Annotated in this window: 15 protein-coding genes and 1 riboswitch; of the genes, 8 read left to right on the forward strand and 7 right to left on the reverse strand. The window is 69.7% G+C overall.

The window, feature by feature from the left end; genetic code table 11:
* Positions 1-46: 46 nt before the first annotated feature.
* From pyrH to M2271_RS09715, 7 genes are all read left to right on the forward strand, one after another.
* On the forward strand, positions 47-805 hold the full coding sequence (gene pyrH / locus M2271_RS09685) for a UMP kinase (RefSeq protein WP_280886700.1): 759 nt from the start codon (positions 47-49) through the stop codon (positions 803-805).
* A 167-nt stretch (positions 806-972) separates the two neighbouring features.
* On the forward strand, positions 973-1,530 hold the full coding sequence (gene frr, locus M2271_RS09690; RefSeq protein ID WP_280886701.1) for a ribosome recycling factor: 558 nt from the start codon (positions 973-975) through the stop codon (positions 1,528-1,530).
* Positions 1,530-2,735: a phosphatidate cytidylyltransferase gene (locus M2271_RS09695; protein ID WP_280886702.1), complete on the forward strand. Its 1,206-nt coding sequence runs from the start codon at positions 1,530-1,532 to the stop codon at positions 2,733-2,735. Before frr ends, M2271_RS09695 begins: the two co-directional genes overlap by 1 nt.
* A gap of 290 nt (positions 2,736-3,025) precedes the next feature.
* Positions 3,026-4,132 (forward strand): 23S rRNA (adenine(2503)-C(2))-methyltransferase RlmN, encoded by a 1,107-nt coding sequence (rlmN, locus tag M2271_RS09700; RefSeq protein WP_280886703.1) that lies wholly within the window; start codon positions 3,026-3,028, stop codon positions 4,130-4,132.
* Positions 4,133-4,203: 71 nt separating this feature from the next.
* Positions 4,204-4,311, forward strand: a riboswitch (TPP riboswitch).
* 88 nt (positions 4,312-4,399) lie between these two features.
* Entirely contained in the window at positions 4,400-5,479 is a 1,080-nt protein-coding gene (locus M2271_RS09705; protein WP_280886704.1) for a thiamine ABC transporter substrate-binding protein, read from the forward strand.
* A gap of 47 nt (positions 5,480-5,526) precedes the next feature.
* On the forward strand, positions 5,527-7,128 hold the full coding sequence (locus tag M2271_RS09710) for an iron ABC transporter permease (protein WP_280886786.1): 1,602 nt from the start codon (positions 5,527-5,529) through the stop codon (positions 7,126-7,128).
* Positions 7,129-8,151 (forward strand): ABC transporter ATP-binding protein, encoded by a 1,023-nt coding sequence (locus tag M2271_RS09715; protein WP_280886705.1) that lies wholly within the window; start codon positions 7,129-7,131, stop codon positions 8,149-8,151.
* Positions 8,152-8,355: 204 nt separating this feature from the next.
* Here the strand turns inward: M2271_RS09715 and M2271_RS09720 are convergent, their stop codons facing one another.
* The 7 genes from M2271_RS09720 to M2271_RS09750 form a co-directional block, all read right to left on the reverse strand.
* Positions 8,356-9,078: an LAETG motif-containing sortase-dependent surface protein gene (locus M2271_RS09720; protein ID WP_280886706.1), complete on the reverse strand. Its 723-nt coding sequence runs from the start codon at positions 9,076-9,078 to the stop codon at positions 8,356-8,358.
* A 155-nt stretch (positions 9,079-9,233) separates the two neighbouring features.
* Positions 9,234-10,355 (reverse strand): LOG family protein, encoded by a 1,122-nt coding sequence (locus tag M2271_RS09725; protein WP_280886707.1) that lies wholly within the window; start codon positions 10,353-10,355, stop codon positions 9,234-9,236.
* Positions 10,356-10,390: 35 nt separating this feature from the next.
* Complete coding sequence (locus M2271_RS09730; protein WP_280886708.1) at positions 10,391-10,807, reverse strand: VOC family protein; 417 nt, start codon at positions 10,805-10,807, stop codon at positions 10,391-10,393.
* Between the two features lie 146 nt (positions 10,808-10,953).
* Positions 10,954-12,417: a hypothetical protein gene (locus M2271_RS09735; protein ID WP_280886709.1), complete on the reverse strand. Its 1,464-nt coding sequence runs from the start codon at positions 12,415-12,417 to the stop codon at positions 10,954-10,956.
* Positions 12,399-13,139, reverse strand: coding sequence for an ATP-binding cassette domain-containing protein (locus tag M2271_RS09740; RefSeq protein WP_280886710.1), 741 nt, complete (start codon positions 13,137-13,139; stop codon positions 12,399-12,401). Before M2271_RS09740 ends, M2271_RS09735 begins: the two co-directional genes overlap by 19 nt.
* A gap of 190 nt (positions 13,140-13,329) precedes the next feature.
* Entirely contained in the window at positions 13,330-14,721 is a 1,392-nt protein-coding gene (locus M2271_RS09745; RefSeq protein WP_280886711.1) for an aspartate aminotransferase family protein, read from the reverse strand.
* Positions 14,706-15,245 (reverse strand): Lrp/AsnC family transcriptional regulator, encoded by a 540-nt coding sequence (locus tag M2271_RS09750; RefSeq protein ID WP_280886787.1) that lies wholly within the window; start codon positions 15,243-15,245, stop codon positions 14,706-14,708. The genes M2271_RS09745 and M2271_RS09750 overlap by 16 nt, the downstream gene beginning before the upstream one ends.
* A 216-nt stretch (positions 15,246-15,461) precedes the next feature.
* Between M2271_RS09750 and M2271_RS09755 the strand changes: the two genes are divergently transcribed.
* On the forward strand, positions 15,462-16,910 hold the full coding sequence (locus tag M2271_RS09755) for a gamma-aminobutyraldehyde dehydrogenase (protein ID WP_280886712.1): 1,449 nt from the start codon (positions 15,462-15,464) through the stop codon (positions 16,908-16,910).
* Positions 16,911-17,136: the final 226 nt, after the last annotated feature.

The following is a 17,136-nucleotide window of genomic DNA, read 5'->3' on the forward strand; positions in this document are numbered from 1 at the left end:
AATGGCCTTCTTCGCATGTGCATCACGTGAAAGAGGCGGGATCTCCATGACCACCAAGGCTCAGAAGAGCGACGACGGCAATGTGAGCGGGCGGTTTCTGCTGAAGCTGTCCGGAGAGGCCTTCGCCGGCGGCGGCGGCCTGGGTGTCGACCCCGACGTGGTGCACAAGATCGCCCGCGAGATCGCGGCCGTCGTGCGCGACGGCGCGCAGATCGCCGTCGTCATCGGCGGCGGCAACTTCTTCCGCGGTGCGGAGCTCCAGCAGCGCGGCATGGACCGGGCCCGCTCCGACTACATGGGCATGCTCGGTACGGTCATGAACTGCCTCGCCCTCCAGGATTTCCTGGAGAAGGAGGGCATCGACAGCCGGGTGCAGACCGCCATCACCATGGGGCAGGTGGCCGAGCCGTACATCCCGCTGCGTGCCGTGCGCCACCTGGAGAAGGGGCGCGTGGTCATCTTCGGTGCCGGTATGGGCATGCCGTACTTCTCCACCGACACCACCGCAGCCCAGCGCGCCCTGGAGATCGACGCCGAGGCGCTGCTGATGGGCAAGAACGGCGTGGACGGGGTCTACGACTCCGACCCGAAGACCAACCGCGAGGCCGTCAAGTTCGACTCGCTCAGCTACAGCGAGGTCATCACCCGCGACCTCAAGGTCGCGGACATGACCGCGATCACCCTGTGCCGTGACAACAAGCTCCCGATCCTGGTGTTCGAGCTTCTGGCGGAGGGCAATATCGCGCGCGCCGTCAAGGGTGAGAAGATCGGCACGCTTGTGGGTGACCAGGGCAGCCGGGACTGACGACCCGGCAGCCATCCCGCCCGGGGGACGGACGGGACGGACCCTGACCGGGGGATGGACAATGTCCTGCCGGTCGGGAAACGTGCACAAGAAGACGCGACGCAGCCGACCGCCGCCCTCACCGAGGAACCGCGGCCGGGCCTACTCAAGACACGCAGGAGCAATTGGTGATCGAAGAGACCCTCCTCGAGGCCGAGGAGAAGATGGAGAAGGCCGTCGTGGTTGCCAAGGAGGACTTCGCCGCGATCCGCACCGGCCGTGCGCACCCGGCGATGTTCAACAAGATCGTGGCCGACTACTACGGTGCGCTGACGCCGATCAACCAGCTGGCTTCGTTCTCCGTGCCGGAGCCGCGCATGGCGGTCGTGACCCCGTTCGACAAGAGCGCGCTGCGCAACATCGAGCAGGCGATCCGCGACTCCGACCTGGGCGTCAACCCGAGCAACGACGGCAACATCATCCGCGTGGTGTTCCCCGAGCTCACCGAGGAGCGCCGCCGCGACTACATCAAGGTCGCCCGGACCAAGGCCGAGGACAGCAAGGTCTCCATCCGAGCGGTGCGCCGCAAGGCCAAGGACGCCATCGACAAGGCCGTCAAGGACGGCGACGTCGGTGAGGACGAGGGCCGCCGTGCGGAGAAGGAGCTCGACGACACCACCCACAAGTACGTCGCCCAGGTGGACGAGCTCCTCAAGCACAAGGAAGCCGAGCTGCTCGAGGTCTGATGAACGACTCTTCCTGGGGCGCTCCGCCACAAGCCGGGTCACCCCCCGGGTCGCATGCCGGTTCACCAGCCGGGGCACCTGCCGGGTATTGGGGACCGTCCGACCAGAGGCCTGTCCAGGGGGCTGCCCCGGCGGGTCCGGCGTACGATGCGCATGACGCGCAGCACACTCGCCCCATGCCCGTCGTGCCCGACGAACCCGGGTACGGCTCAGACCAGGATGACGTCCGGGGGGCCGCTCGGGCGGGCGGCCCCTTGTTCCGCGACGACACGCCGCAGGTCCTGTCCCATGGGCCTTACGACACGCCGCAGGCGCGGCCCTACGGGACGGCGCCGCAGAATCCGGAGCCCATGCCCGACGCCTCGCAGCCGGCGTCCGCGCCGCAGAAGAAGAGCGCGGGCCGTGACCTGGGTGCGGCCATAGGGGTCGGGGTCGGACTCGGTGTGGTGATCGTCGCCTCCCTGTTCGTCGTCAAGGCCGTCTTCGTCGGCGTGATAGCGGTCGCCGTGGTCGTCGGCCTGTGGGAGCTGACCAGTCGGCTGGAGGAGCGCAAGGGCATCAAGGCGCCCCTCGTCCCGCTCGCGGTCGGCGGCGCGGCCATGGTCGTCTCGGGGTACGCCCGGGGCGCCGAGGGCGCCTGGATCGCGATGGCGCTCACCGCGCTGGCCGTCCTGGCGTGGCGGATGACGGAACCGCCGGAGGGCTACCTCAAGGACGTCACGGCGGGTGTCTTCGCGGCCTTCTACGTCCCGTTCCTGGCCACCTTCGTCGCCATGATGCTGACCGCCGACGACGGACCGCGTCGCGTGCTGACGTTCCTGCTCCTGACCGTCGTCAGCGACACCGGCGCGTACGCCGTCGGCTGGCGCTTCGGCAAGCACAAGCTCGCTCCGCGGATCAGCCCCGGCAAGACCCGCGAGGGCCTGCTGGGCGCGGTGTCGTTCGCGATGGTGGCGGGCGCGTTGTGCATGCAGTTCCTGATCGACGACGGCACCTGGTGGCAGGGTCTGCTGCTCGGCTTCGCGGTCGCGGCCACGGCCACGCTGGGCGATCTGGGCGAGTCGATGATCAAGCGGGACCTGGGCATCAAGGACATGGGCTCACTGCTGCCGGGCCACGGCGGAATCATGGACCGGCTGGACTCGCTTCTGCCGACGGCTCCTGTGGTGTGGCTGCTGCTGGTGATCTTCGTCGGGTCGGGCTGACCGTGGGGCCCTCGCTTCGGCGGGGGCCCCACGCGTTCCGGGTGAGGTGTCATGGGCCCCTGCCACCTACCGGAACGGCGGTTCAGCGCGGTCCGTGCGGACCGGATCCGTATGGACAGAGCAGTGATCACGGCATCCTCGCTTCAGAGCTGGGCCGTCCCTGGGCCGTCCCTGGGCCGTCCCTGGGCCGTCCGAGGCCGACCACAGCTGACAGACGGCACCCACGGGTGACCACCCCCACCCCGCACTGGCCTGGGCTGCCGGAGTTGATCTGCGACACTGGACGGGTTATGCCTGCACCCGGAGAACTCACTTTCGTCGCCCCGCGCGGAGCCAAGAAGCCGCCGCGGCACCTTGCCGATCTCACGCCTGCCGAGCGTAAGGAAGCGGTGGCCGCGGTCGGTGAGAAGCCGTTTCGTGCCAAGCAGCTCTCGCAGCACTACTTCGCGCGGTACGCGCACGACCCGCAGGAGTGGACGGACATCCCGGCCGGCTCCCGTGGCCGGCTTCAGGAGGCGCTGCTTCCGGAGCTGATGACGGTCGTCCGGCATCTGTCGACCGACCAGGACACCACCCGCAAGACGCTGTGGCGCCTGTTCGACGGGACGCTCGTCGAGTCGGTGCTGATGCGCTACCCGGACCGGGTGACCATGTGCATCAGCTCGCAGGCAGGATGCGGGATGAACTGCCCGTTCTGTGCGACCGGGCAGGCGGGGCTGGACCGGAACCTGTCCACCGCCGAGATCGTGCACCAGATCGTGGACGGGATGCGGGCCCTCAGGGACGGCGAGATCCCGGGCGGTCCGGCGCGGCTGAGCAACATCGTGTTCATGGGCATGGGCGAGCCCCTCGCCAACTACAACCGGGTCGTCGGGGCAGTCCGGCGGCTCACCGACCCCGAGCCGGACGGCCTCGGGCTCTCGCAGCGTGGGATCACCGTCTCGACGGTCGGACTTGTCCCGGCGATCCACCGCTTCGCCGACGAGGGCTTCAAGTGCCGTCTCGCCATCTCGCTGCACGCTCCCGACGACGAGCTGCGCGACACCCTCGTCCCCGTGAACACCCGGTGGAAGGTGCGCGAGGTCCTCGACGCCGGCTTCGAGTACGTCGAGAAGAGCGGGCGGCGGCTGTCCATCGAGTACGCGCTGATCCGGGACATCAACGACCAGGCCTGGCGGGGCGACCGGCTCGGGCGGCTGCTCCGGGGCAAGCCCGTGCACGTCAATCTCATTCCGCTGAACCCGACGCCGGGGTCGAAGTGGACCGCTTCCCGACCCGAGGACGAGAAGGCGTTCGTCGAGGCGATCGCCGCCCATGGTGTGCCGGTGACCGTCCGGGACACCCGGGGACAGGAGATCGACGGGGCCTGCGGCCAGCTCGCGGCCACCGAGCGGTAACCTGAGGCCGTACGTACATCTTCATAGCCCGACAACTTCACAGCCCGACATCTTCACAGCCCGACATCTTCATATTCCGACAGGGGAGCGCCACAGCGCTGAGAGTGCGGCAACCAGGCCGCAGACCCTCTGAACCTTGCCCAGGTCATTCTGGGTAGGAAGTTCGGTCATCACTCAAGCTGTTGCGCCCTGCCCGGGAACCGGTGGAATCCTCCGACGGCCCCGGGCAGGGCCGCGTCTCTTCCTGGTCAACCCAGGAGGAATTCAGTGAGCATCACCAGCAGGCGGTTCGCGGCCGTGGTCGTCGGACTGGGTCTGGCGGGCCTGTCCGCGTGCGGATCGTCCGCCAGCGGGAGCGGCGGTGGCTCCAAGTCCGTCACCCTCGTCAGCCACGACTCGTGGGTCGTGTCGAAGAACGTCCTCGCGGACTTCGAGAAGCAGTCCGGCTACAAGGTCAAGGTCCTCAAGGACGGCGACGCCGGACAGGCCGTCAACAAGGCCATCCTGACCAAGGGCAACCCGCAGGGCGACGTCTTCTTCGGCGTCGACAACACCCTGCTGTCCCGGGCGCTCGACAACGGCCTCTTCCAGTCGTACGAGGCCAAGGGCTCCGATCTGGTCCTGCCCGCGTACCGGGTCGACCAGGACAAGCACCGGGTCACGCCGATCGACACCGGTGACATCTGCGTCAACTACGACAAGGCGTACTTCAGCAAGCACAAGCTGGCCCCGCCCGGCTCCTTCGACGACCTGGTCAAGCCGGCGTACAAGAACCTCCTCGTCACCGAGAACGCCTCCACCTCCTCGCCCGGCCTCGGGTTCCTGCTCGGCACCGCCGCGCGGTACGGCGATGGAGGCTGGCCCAACTACTGGAAGAAGCTCAAGGCCAACGGCGTCAAGGTCGTCGACGGCTGGGAGCAGGCCTACAACGAGGAGTTCTCCGGTTCCGCAGGCGGAAAGAAGGCCAAGGCCGACCGGCCGCTGGTCGTCTCCTACGCCTCCTCGCCGCCCGCCGAGGTGATCTACGCCGATCCAAAGCCGAAGACCGCGCCCACGGGCGTCGCCACCGGCACCTGCTTCCGGCAGGTCGAGTACGCGGGCCTGCTGAGCAACGCCCAGAACACCAAGGGCGGCAAGGCGTTCCTCGACTTCCTGCTCACCAAGGAGTTCCAGGACGACATGCCGCTGAACATGTTCGTCTACCCGGTGCGGAAGGGCGCGCAGGTGCCCGAGGAGTTCGTGAAGTTCGGGCCGCAGGCCAAGGATCCCGAGATTCTGGATCCGGCCCGGATCGCCGACCACCGTGACCAGTGGGTCAAGTCGTGGACCTCGCTCGTACTGAAGTAGCCCCCCGCCAGGGCTTCAAGAGGAAGGCGGCGGCGCGGCTCGGGCTGATCGTCGTGCCCGTCGCGTTCTTCGCGGTCTTCTTCGCCTACCCGGTGGCCGCGATCGTCGCGCGCGGCCTGAAGGTCGACGGGAGCTGGCAGTTCGGGCGGATCGCGGAGGTCGTGGCGCAGTCCGACGTCCGGCACGTCCTGTGGTTCACCACCTGGCAGGCGGTCGCCTCCACCACGCTCACGTTGCTGGTGGCGCTGCCGGGCGCGTATGTCTTCGCGCGCTTCGACTTCCCCGGCAAGCAGGTCCTGCGGGCCGTCGTCACGGTCCCGTTCGTGCTGCCGACGGTCGTGGTCGGGACGGCGTTCCTGGCGCTGGTGGGGCGCGGCGGGCTGCTGGACGAGCTGTGGGGCGTACGGCTGGACACCACGGTGTGGGCGATTCTGCTCGCGCATGTCTTCTTCAACTACGCGGTGGTCGTCCGGACCGTCGGCGGGCTCTGGGCGCAGCTCGATCCTCGGCAGGAGGAGGCCGCGCGGATGCTCGGCGCGTCCCGGCTACGGGCCTGGCGGCAGGTCACGCTGCCCGCGCTGGCGCCCGCCGTGGCCGCCGCCGCGCTGATGGTCTTCCTCTTCACCTTCACTTCGTTCGGGGTCGTGCAGATCCTCGGCGGACCGACCTTCTCGACGCTCGAAGTGGAGATCTACCGGCAGACGACGGACATCTTCGACCTGTCCACGGCGGCGGTGCTGACGATCATCCAGTTCGTGGCGGTGGGTGCGGTCCTCGCCCTGCACGCGTGGACGGTACGACGGCGGGAGACCGCCCTGCGGCTGGTGGACGCCGCGACGACCGCGCGCCGGCCGCGCGGGGCGGGCCAGTGGGCGCTGCTGGCCGGTGTCCTCGTCTCGATCGTCGTCCTGCTCCTGTTGCCGCTGGCCGTGCTGGTGCGGCGGTCCCTGGACGCGCCCGACTTCGGCTACTACCGGGCGCTGACCCGCGAGGACGGCGGGCTCTTCCTCGTCCCGCCCGTCGAGGCGATCGGCAACTCCCTGCAGTACGCGGTCGCCGCGACCGCCATCGCCGTGGTGATCGGCGCTCTCGCCGCGGTCGCGCTCACCCGGCGGGACGCGGGGCGGTTCGTACGGGGCTTCGACGCGCTGCTGATGCTGCCGCTCGGGGTGTCCGCGGTGACCGTCGGGTTCGGGTTCCTGATCGCGCTGGACGAACCGCCGCTGGACCTGCGGTCCTCGTGGATCCTGGTGCCGCTGGCCCAGGCGCTGGTCGGCGTGCCGTTCGTCGTACGGACCATGCTGCCCGTGCTGCGGGCGGTGGATGTACGGCTGCGGGAGGCGGCGGCGGTGCTCGGGGCGTCGCCCTGGCGGGTGTGGCGCGAGGTGGATCTGCCGATGGTGCGGCGGGCGCTGCTGATCGCGGCGGGGTTCGCCTTCGCGGTGTCACTGGGGGAGTTCGGGGCGACGGTGTTCATCGCGCGACCGGACAACCCGACGCTGCCGGTGGCCGTGGCCCGGCTGCTCGGGCGGGCCGGCGAGGTCAACTACGGGCAGGCGATGGCCCTTTCGACGATTCTGATGATCGTGTGCGCGGTGGCGCTGCTGGTCCTTGAGCGGCTGCGCACCGAGGGGACCGGGGAGTTCTAGATGCTGCTGAGTCTTGAGGACGCGACCGTACGGTTCGGTGGGCGGGCCGTGCTGGACCGGGTCGGCCTCGATGTCGCCGAGGAGGAGATCGTGTGCGTCCTCGGGCCCAGCGGCAGCGGCAAGTCGACCCTGCTGCGGGCGGTGGCGGGACTGCAACCCCTGGACGGCGGGCGGGTGTTGCTGGGCGGCCGCGACCAGGCCGGGGTGCCCGCGCACAAGCGGGGGGTCGGGCTGATGTTCCAGGACCACCAGCTGTTCCCGCAGCGGGACGTGGGCCAGAACGTGGCGTTCGGGCTGCGGATGCACGGGGCGTCGAAGGGGGAACAGGGCGATCGGGTACGGGAGTTGCTGGACCTGGTCGGGCTGCCGGGGGCCGGACGCCGGGCCGTCGCCTCGCTGTCCGGGGGTGAGCAGCAGCGGGTGGCACTGGCCCGGGCGCTGGCGCCCCGCCCGCGGCTGCTGATGCTGGACGAGCCGCTCGGGCAGCTGGACCGGTCGCTGCGGGAGCGGCTGGTCGTCGAACTGCGGGAGGTGTTCGGACGGTTGGGCACCACCGTGCTCGCGGTCACCCACGACCAGGGCGAGGCCTTCGCGCTCGCCGACCGGGTCGTCGTGATGCGGGACGGACGGATCGCCCAGTCCGGTACACCACTTGAGGTGTGGCAGCGCCCCGCGGACGAGTTCGTGGCCCGTTTCCTCGGCTTCGAGAACGTGGTCGAGGGCACGGTCGCCGGGGAGGCCGCCGACACCCCGTGGGGCAAGCTGCCGGTCCCCGTGGGGGCCGCGCAGGGCGTGCGCCGCCTGCTGGTGCGGCCGGCGGGCGTACGGCTGGTGGGCACGGACGAGGGGCTGCGGTGCGCGGTGACCGCGCGGACGTTCAAGGGCACACATGTCGCCGTCCGTCTGCGGCCCGAGGAGGACGCGCCCCGGCTGGAGGCGGCGTGCGCGCTGCGGGCGGCGCCGGAGGTCGGGGACATGGTCGGAGTGGAGTTCGACGCGGCGGAAATCGTCGTGCTCGACTGAGACGGACGCGCAAGGGTGGCGTCGGCGCGGTGGACCCGGAGCCGCAGGTGTCGGGCGAGCGGGCCCCGTGGGTGTTCTGGGTCGTGTTCTGGGTCCAGCGGGAGTTCTGGCTGTAACCGGCGAGATCTTCTGATGACACAGTTGTGGCCCGCCCCCTGGAGAACCTCGTGCGGGGACGGGCCACAGCTGTGTGCGTGGGGCGGGTCAGCGGGCGCTGTTCGCCCCGCGACGGCGGAGGCCGAAGAAGACGGCGCCGCCACCGATGGCGACCAGGGCGATCGCCACGCCGGCGATGATGCCGGTGTTGGAGTCCGCGCCGGTCTCGGCGAGGTTGGAGTCACCGGTCGCGGGGGACGGGGCGTTGCTCGCCGCGCCCGCCGGGGCGGTGCTCTCGCTCTGCGAGGGCGTCGGGGCCGGGGTGGGGCTGTCGGTGTCCTCGGCCGGGGTCGAGGCGGAGGCCGACGGCTTCGGGGTCTCGGGCTGGGTCGGGGTCTGGGGCTGGGTCGGGGTGTCCTCGGTCTTGCAGGCCGTGGACGGGGTGGTCAGGTTGGGCTTGATGTCCTCGTCGACCTGGTTCCCGGCCTTGACGTGGACGCGGTAGACGGCGTTCGGCTGCCAGTCCTCGTCGAAGGAGAGGGTGACACCGCCGGCCTCGCCCTTGACCTCCTGCTGGCCGATCTTCTTCACGTCGGCGCCGTTGTTCTCGAGGAACACGGAGACGACGGCCGGGGTGCCCGAGCGGTCCACGTCGGTGACGGTGATGACGCCCTTGGTGCCGTCACACTTGGCTTCGGCCGAGAACTCGCTGATGTTGCAGGCAAGCGCGTTGCCGGCGGCACCGAGTGCGAGCGCGGCCGAGGCGGAGGCGACACCGAGGATGCGCGCGGTGCGCTTGGCGTTACGGCGGGATATGGACAGGACTGCCACGTTTGTCCTTCACAGGAAGCGCAAATGCGGGGGGTGGAGGGGAAGGTGAGGTGGTGTCACCATCACCGATTCCCCAGGAGGCTCACAGGTCTATAAGCGTTGCATAAGTAGTGTCAACGCAGATGCAGGGTACAGGTGTTGGTTTTACCTTCTCATTAACCACCGAGGCGTTTCAGTTCCCCGGCAGCCTCCTCGATCCGGTCAACCAGGGCTATTCGGGCCTCCATCGACCGCTCCCGCGCGAGCGCCCGCAACAGCGGCCAGGCGGGCAGCTTCTCCGTCCAGTGCGTCCGGTCCACGAGGACCATCGGGGTGGGCTCGCCACGCGACTCGTAGTAGTTCGGCGTCGCATTGTCGAAGATCTCCTGTACGGTCCCGGCGGCCCCCGGCAGGAACACCACGCCCGCGGTGCAGCGGGCCAGCAGACCGTCCTCACGGGTGGCGTTGGCGAAGTACTTGGCGATGTGCCCGGCGAAGGCGTTCGGCGGCTCATGGCCGTAGAACCAGGTCGGGATGCCGACGGAGGGTCCGCCCTTCGGCCAGCGGTCGCGCACGTCGAAGGCGGCCCGCGCCCACTCGGAGACCGAGGGCGTGAACCCGGGTGTCTTGCCGAGGACTCGGAGCGACTCGGTCAGCATCTCGTCGTCGTACGGGGCGGCGTACGCGCCGAGGTTGGCCGCCTCCATCGCTCCCGGGCCGCCGCCGGTGGCGACCGTGAAACCGGCGCGGGCCAACGCGCGGCCGAGCCGCGCGGCACCGGCGTACTCCTCCGTCCCACGCGCCATCGCGTGGCCGCCCATCACTCCCACCACCCGTGCCCCGCGCAGGAGTTCGTCGAGCGCGTCCGAGACGGAGTCGTCGTGGATCGCGCGCAGCATCGAGGAGAAGATGTCGCCGTCGGCCTTGGTCTGCTGGAACCAGGCGTACGCACGGGCGTCCGGTGTGGCCTCGTAGCCGTCCGCCAGGTTCTCGAAGAGTTCGTCGGGGGAGTAGACCAGGCCCCGGTACGGGTCGAAGGGCAGGTCGGGGACCGGCGGGAAGACCAGGGCGCCGTCGGCGCGGACCTTCACGGCGGCGTCCTCGCGCATCCGGCAGCCGAGGAAGACCGCTCCGGCCGTGTCCGTGCCGAGGAGTTCGCGCGTACGGTCCGTCAGGTCGACGCCCTGGACGCGGAATCCGGCGAGGGTGCCGCGGGCCGCGACGGTCGCGTCGAACTCCTCCAGGGTCTCGATCTCACGGTCGTTGTGGTGGGCCGCATGGGCGGGCATCGTCTGCACCCGCCCATGCTAGGCACTGCTGGGCACCGCGGTGCTCAGCTTTCGACGGCCGCGGGATCCATCCACACGACTTCCCAGGTGTGGCCGTCCGGGTCGTCGAAGGAACGGCCGTACATGAAGCCGTGGTCCTGCGTCTCGCCCGCCGGGGAGCCGCCCGCCGCGAGCGCCTTCTCGACCAACTCGTCGACCTTCACGCGGCTCTCGGCGCTCAGCGCGATCAGCACCTCGCTGGTCTTCGTGGCGTCGGCGATCTCCTTCTTGGTGAAGGTCGAGTAGAACGGCTTGGTCAGCAGCATGGCGAGGATGGTGTCGCTGATCACCACGGAGGCCGCGTTCTCGTTGGTGAACTGCGGGTTGATCGAGTAGCCCAGCTCGGTGAAGAACTTCTTCGAGGCGTCGAGGTCGTTCACCGGCAGGTTGACGAAGATCATCTGCTGGTACGTCGAGGTCATCGGTCTCTCCCATCGGGTGCGGGCTGTTCCATGGGGTAGACGGTGCGTCCCGGCGGAACTCATCGGCCGGGGAGGATTTTTTCCGCGCGGTTCTCGTACGTGCTTCACGTGGCTCGTACGTGGTTCGTATGTGCTTCGTATGTGCTTCAGGGGGACAGCGGGAGCGCCGCCAACTCGGCCACGACCAGGGTGAGCGGGCCGAACAGGGTCAGCAGTGCGCCGGCGCGCAGGGCGGCGGCGCTGCGCAGCAGGGTGGCCGGTGCGCCGAGCCTGAACAGGGCGGCCGTCGTGTCGGCGCGGGCCTGCTTGGCCTCCACGGCGGCGGTGATCAGGGTCGCCACGGTGCAGCCGATGACCAACAGCAGGCCGAGGATGGTCAACGGGCCGAAGGACGGTTCCGCGGTGTCGTACAGCGCGGCCATGGCGTACGTGCCGGAGGCGACCGCGCAGACGACGCCGAGGGGGCGGCCGATGCGGGTGGACTCCGTCATGAGGACGCGGCCGGCGAGGAGGCGGAGGGCGCCGGGACGGGCTGTCTGCAGCAGGCGGCCGCAGAGGTGGGTGAGTCCGGGGCCGGCCAGGGCGAGGCCGAGGGCGGTGAGGATCCAGCCGGCCAGGACTCCGGCGGGGCCGGTGGTGGTCAGGCCGCCGGGCATGGTGAGGGGGGTGGCTGTCGCCGTGCGGTTGGCATACGCCTCTGCCGCGAGGCCTGCGGCGAGCACGGCGATGCCCCAGGGGAGGCCTCGGGGGGCCTCGGCGGAGGGCTGAGGACGGACTCCGACGTCGAGGCCGGGCGCCGGCGGGACGGGGGGTGCGTCGAGGTGGGGGGCTGGTGTGACGGGGGGTGCGTCGAGGTGGGGGGCTGGTGTGACGGGTGGGGTGAAGTCGGGGGCCTGTGTGACGGGTGGGGAGAGGTGGGGGGTCGGTGTGACGGGGGCGTCGGTCGGGGCGGTACCGGGGGCGGGGGAGCGGGGTTCGCCGGTCCGCAGGCGCGCGCCGAAGCGGCCGTACGCTCCGAAGGTCTCTCTTGCTGGGGAGGCGCCGTACGCCCCGAAGCGGCCGAAGGACCGGGTCCCCGGCCGTGCTGATGCCGGGCGGTCGTCCCGTGGCCGCGAGATCAGCCCCACCGTCATCGACGCGATCACCGGTACCAGGACCAGCAGCGTCAGGGCCGCCGGGAGCGGCAGCGGCTCGTCCGCCGCCAGGAACTCCGCTGCCGCTCCGTCGAACGGCATGCCGGTCAGGTCGCCGCGCAGATGGAGGAAGAAGAGCAACGCGAGCAGGGAGCCGAGAGTGCAGGAGAGAGCCGTCGTGGTCGCCGAGACGGCCATCAGCCGGGTCGGGCCGAGGCCGACGGCGGAGAGGCCGGGGCGGGGCCTGGTGGCCGGGTCGGTGCGGGCCACGGCGACCGCGAAGTACACCGTGGCGGCCAGAGGGGTGGCGCACCAGGCCAGGCGGAGGAGAGAGCCGTCCGGGTCGTCCGGGTGGCTCATCGCATAGCCGAGGATGCACAGGAGGAGGAAGCCCGTGCCGGCCGAGGCCGCCGCCACGAGGAGGCGGCGGAGCTGGACGGCCGGGTGGGTGCCGCGGGTCAGACGGAGAGCGAGCACGTGGCCCGGCCTTCCGTCTCGGGGGCCGGGGGCAGGTGCACGGTCTTCACGCACCGCCCGTCCAGCAGGGGCACCGTCCGGTCGGCGAGGGCGGCCGTTTCCGCGTCGTGGGTGGCCAGCACCACCGTGATGCCGTGCGAGCGGGCCGCCGTGGTGAGGGTGCGCAGGACATGGCCGCGGTCCGCGCGGTGCAGGGGGGCCGTCGGTTCGTCCGCGAACAGGACCGTCGGGGCCGGGGCGAGGGCCCGCGCGATGCAGACGCGCTGGCGTTCGGACTGGCGCAGTTCGTGCGGTCGCTTGGTGATGCGGTCGCCGATGTCCAGGCGCTCCAGCCATTCCAGCGCGGCGGTCTTGGCACGGCGACGGCTGGTGCCCCGCAGCATCAGGGAGAGGGCGGCGTTCTCCCAGACGTTCAGCTCCGGGACCAGCGTCGGGACCGGGTCGATCCAGCCGAAGCGGTCCCGGCGCAGACGCTCGCGGGCCATCGGGCCCATGGTGTGGACCGGCATGCTGTTGAACCAGACCTCGCCGCGCTGGGCCGGGACCAGGCCGGACAGGCACCCCAGCAGGGTCGTCTTGCCGCTGCCGCGAGGGCCGCTGACGGCGAGGATCTCACCCTCCCGGACGCTGAGCGAGACACCGCCGAGCCCGGGTGAGCCGTCGCGGTGGGTGAAGTGCAGGGCGTGTGCCCACAGCACGTTGTTGTCGGGCGGGGCCACCATAGGCGTACACCTCGTTCAGATCCGTTTTCCCGTGCCACATCCCCCGTGCGGGGGAACGAAGGCAGGGCCGATCGGTCACTGGCACGCTAGGCAGCGGCGGCTGGAAGGCCGGACAACACACGGCCCCGGGTCGCCGTTTCTCACTCGAACGGACGGCACCGGGGCTGTGATTGATCGTTCAGAACGAAGATCAGAGCTTCGTCCACGCCTCCGTCAGCGTCGCGCGCAGGATCTGCTCGATCTCGTCGAACGTGCCCTGGTCGGAGATCAGCGGCGGGGCGAGCTGGACGACCGGGTCGCCGCGGTCGTCGGCACGGCAGTACAGGCCGTTGTCGTAGAGGGCCTTGGAGAGGAAGCCGTACAGGACGCGCTCGGTCTCCTCGTCGTCGAAGGACTCCTTCGTCGCCTTGTCCTTCACCAGCTCGATGCCGTAGAAGAAGCCGTTGCCGCGGACATCGCCGACGATCGGCAGGTCGTGCAGCTTCTCCAGGGTCGCGCGGAAGGCGCCCTCGTTGTCGAGCACGTGCTGGTTGAGGTTCTCGCGCTCGAACAGGTCGAGGTTGGCGATGCCGACCGCGGCGGAGACCGGGTGGCCGCCGAAGGTGTAGCCGTGCAGGAAGGTGTTGTCGCCCTTGTAGAACGGTTCGGCCAGGCGGTCGGAGACGATGCAGGCGCCGATCGGGGAGTAGCCCGAGGTCATGCCCTTGGCGCAGGTGATCATGTCCGGCACGTAGTCGAACTTGTCGCAGGCGAACATCGTGCCCAGGCGGCCGAAGGCGCAGATGACCTCGTCCGACACCAGCAGCACGTCGTGCTTGTCGCAGATCTCGCGGACCCGCCGGAAGTAGCCGGGCGGGGGCGGGAAGCAGCCGCCCGCGTTCTGGACCGGCTCCAGGAAGACCGCGGCGACGGTGTCCGGGCCCTCGAAGAGGATCTGCTGCTCGATCTGGTCGGCGGCCCAGCGGCCGAAGGCCACGGGGTCGTCGCCGAACAGCGGTGCCCGGTAGATGTTGGTGTTCGGGACCTTGTGCGCGCCCGGGACCAGCGGCTCGAAGGGGGCCTTCAGGGCCGGCAGGCCGGTGATGGACAGGGCGCCCTGCGGGGTGCCGTGGTAGGCGACCGCGCGGGAGATGACCTTGTGCTTGGCGGGCTTGCCGACCAGTTTGAAGTACTGCTTGGCGAGCTTCCACGCCGTCTCCACGGCCTCGCCGCCGCCGGTGGTGAAGAAGACCTTGTTCAGATCGCCCGGCGCGTGGCCGGCCAGCCGCTCCGCCAGCTCCACGGCCTTGGGGTGGGCGTAGGACCACACCGGGAAGAACGCCAGCTCCTGTGCCTGCTTGAAGGCCGCCTCGGCCAGCTCCACCCGGCCGTGCCCGGCCTGGACCACGAACAGACCCGCGAGACCGTCGAGGTAGCGCTTGCCCTTGTCGTCGTAGATGTAGGTGCCCTCACCCCGGACGATCGTCGGGACGGGGGAGTTCTCGTACGAGGACATGCGGGTGAAGTGCATCCACAGGTGGTCGTACGCGGTCCTGCTGAGGTCCTTGGAGCTGTCGGTGCTCACGATTATCGGGTTCCCCACATGTAGGTCTGCTTCTTGAGCTTGAGGTAGACGAAGCTCTCCGTGGAGCGCACTCCGGGGACGGCCCGGATGCGTCGGTTGATGACCTCCAGGAGGTGGTCGTCGTCCTCGCAGACGATCTCCACCATCAGGTCGAAGGAGCCCGCGGTCATCACCACGTACTCGCACTCCCCCATGGCGCTCAGCGCGTCGGCCACGGATTCCACCTCGCCCTCGACGTGAACGCCGACCATCGCCTGACGGCGGAAGCCCACGGTGAGCGGGTCCGTGACGGCGACGATCTGCATCACGCCCTGGTCGAGCAGCTTCTGGACACGCTGGCGCACGGCCGCCTCGGACAGGCCGACAGCCTTGCCGATGGCGGCGTACGGCCGGCGGCCGTCCTCCTGGAGCTGCTCGATGATGGCGAGGGAGACGGCGTCCAGGTGCGGGCTGCTGCCGTTCCTGGACTCGCGGGAGGAGTCCCGACCCTCCCGCGAGTCTCGGGGTTGTGCGCTTCGACTGGCCACCAGCTCACTGTGCACGACGTCTCGACAGTTACGCAAGGTTGAGGCGATGAAATTCGTTGTTTACGCGACCGAGACCTGCGGATTTCGCAGCGATGGAGCGATCGGGGGTGTTGAAAACGTGGAACCGCGGAATAGGGTGGGAGTCTCAGTGATCGGACACCCCGAACAGTTCAGACGGACATGCAGGGGAACACGTCAGACGAACAGTCAGAACCTGACAGGAGGCCGGCAGTGAGCACCGAGCCGCGTGGGCTGCGCACACTACGGAATTACATCGCCGGTGAGTTCCGGGATGCCGCAGACGGACGGACCACCGAGGTGGTCAACCCCGTGACGGGTGAGGCGTACGCGACGGCGCCGCTGTCCGGGCAGGCGGACGTGGACGCCGCGATGGCCGCCGCGGCCGCGGCCTTCCCCGGCTGGCGCGACAAGACTCCGGCCGAGCGTCAGAAGGCCCTGCTGAAGATCGCCGACGCGTTCGAGGAGCGGGCCGAGGAACTGATCGCGGCCGAGGTGGAGAACACGGGCAAGCCGGTCGGGCTGACCCGGGACGAAGAGATCCCGCCGATGATCGACCAGATCCGCTTCTTCGCGGGTGCGGCCCGCATGCTGGACGGGCGCAGCGCCGGCGAGTACATGGAGGGGTTGACCTCCATCGTCCGCCGCGAGCCGGTGGGCGTCTGCGCACAGGTCGCGCCGTGGAACTACCCGATGATGATGGCCGTGTGGAAGTTCGCCCCCGCGATCGCGGCGGGCAACACGGTGGTGTTGAAGCCGTCGGACACGACCCCGGCGTCGACGGTTCTGATCGCCGACATCATCGGCTCGATCCTCCCCGAGGGCGTCTTCAACGTCATCACCGGCGACCGTGACACCGGCCGTCTGATGGTGGAGCACCCGACGCCGGCGATGGCGTCCATCACCGGGTCCGTGCGCGCGGGCATGGCGGTCGCCGAGTCCGCGTCCAAGGATCTCAAGCGGGTCCACCTGGAACTGGGGGGCAAGGCGCCGGTCGTGGTCTTCGAGGACACGGACATCGCCAAGGCCGTGGGGGACATCTCGGTCGCGGGCTTCTTCAACGCCGGTCAGGACTGTACGGCCGCCTGTCGCGTCCTCGTCCACGAGGCCATCCACGACGAGTTCGTGTCGGCGCTCGCCAAGGCCGCCGCGGAGACCAAGACCGGGCAGCCGGACGACGAGGACGTGCTGTTCGGCCCGCTCAACAACCCGAACCAGCTCAAGCAGGTCAGCGGGTTCATCGAGCGGCTGCCCGCGCACGCCAAGGTCGAGACCGGCGGGCACCAGGTCGGTGAGAAGGGGTACTTCTACGCGCCGACCGTCGTGTCCGGGCTGAAGCAGGACGACGAGATCATCCAGCAGGAGGTCTTCGGCCCGGTCATCACCGTCCAGTCCTTCTCCGACGAGGACCAGGCCGTCGAGTGGGCCAACGGCGTCGAGTACGCCCTCGCCTCCTCCGTGTGGACCAAGGACCACGGGCGTGCGATGCGGATGTCCAAGAAGCTGGACTTCGGCTGCGTGTGGATCAACACGCACATCGCGCTGGTCGCCGAGATGCCCCACGGCGGCTTCAAGAAGTCCGGCTACGGCAAGGATCTGTCGGCGTACGGGTTCGACGACTACACGCGGATCAAGCATGTGATGACGTCGCTGGACGCCTAGTCCACGTCTGCCCCCTGCCTGGCCCACGCCTGTCCATGCCTGGTCCATGCCTGTTCCTTACGGCGTGAAGCGCGGCCCCGGACGGGAGTTGATCCGTCCGGGGCCGCGGTGTTTCCCTCTCCGGCCGGGGGGTCGTGAGCCCCTCCCCGTCGACTTTGCCATCTCTTTGCAACCCTTATGGTCGCCGCCTCGTCTCTCTGCTCGATCCACCACACAGCCCGCCGGT

Source organism: Streptomyces sp. LBL, assembly GCF_029893585.1.
In the GTDB taxonomy this organism is placed as follows: domain Bacteria; phylum Actinomycetota; class Actinomycetes; order Streptomycetales; family Streptomycetaceae; genus Streptomyces.

Bases quoted from the DNA above. Each gene is read 5' to 3' on its own strand.
- pyrH (WP_280886700.1), top strand. From the start codon at position 47: ATGACCACCAAGGCTCAGAAGAGCGACGACGGCAATGTGAGCGGGCGG.
- M2271_RS09695 (WP_280886702.1), top strand. From the start codon at position 1,530: ATGAACGACTCTTCCTGGGGCGCTCCGCCACAAGCCGGGTCACCCCCC.
- rlmN (WP_280886703.1), top strand. From the start codon at position 3,026: ATGCCTGCACCCGGAGAACTCACTTTCGTCGCCCCGCGCGGAGCCAAG.
- M2271_RS09715 (WP_280886705.1), top strand. From the start codon at position 7,129: ATGCTGCTGAGTCTTGAGGACGCGACCGTACGGTTCGGTGGGCGGGCC.
- M2271_RS09730 (WP_280886708.1), bottom strand. From the start codon at position 10,807: ATGACCTCGACGTACCAGCAGATGATCTTCGTCAACCTGCCGGTGAAC.
- M2271_RS09740 (WP_280886710.1), bottom strand. From the start codon at position 13,139: ATGGTGGCCCCGCCCGACAACAACGTGCTGTGGGCACACGCCCTGCAC.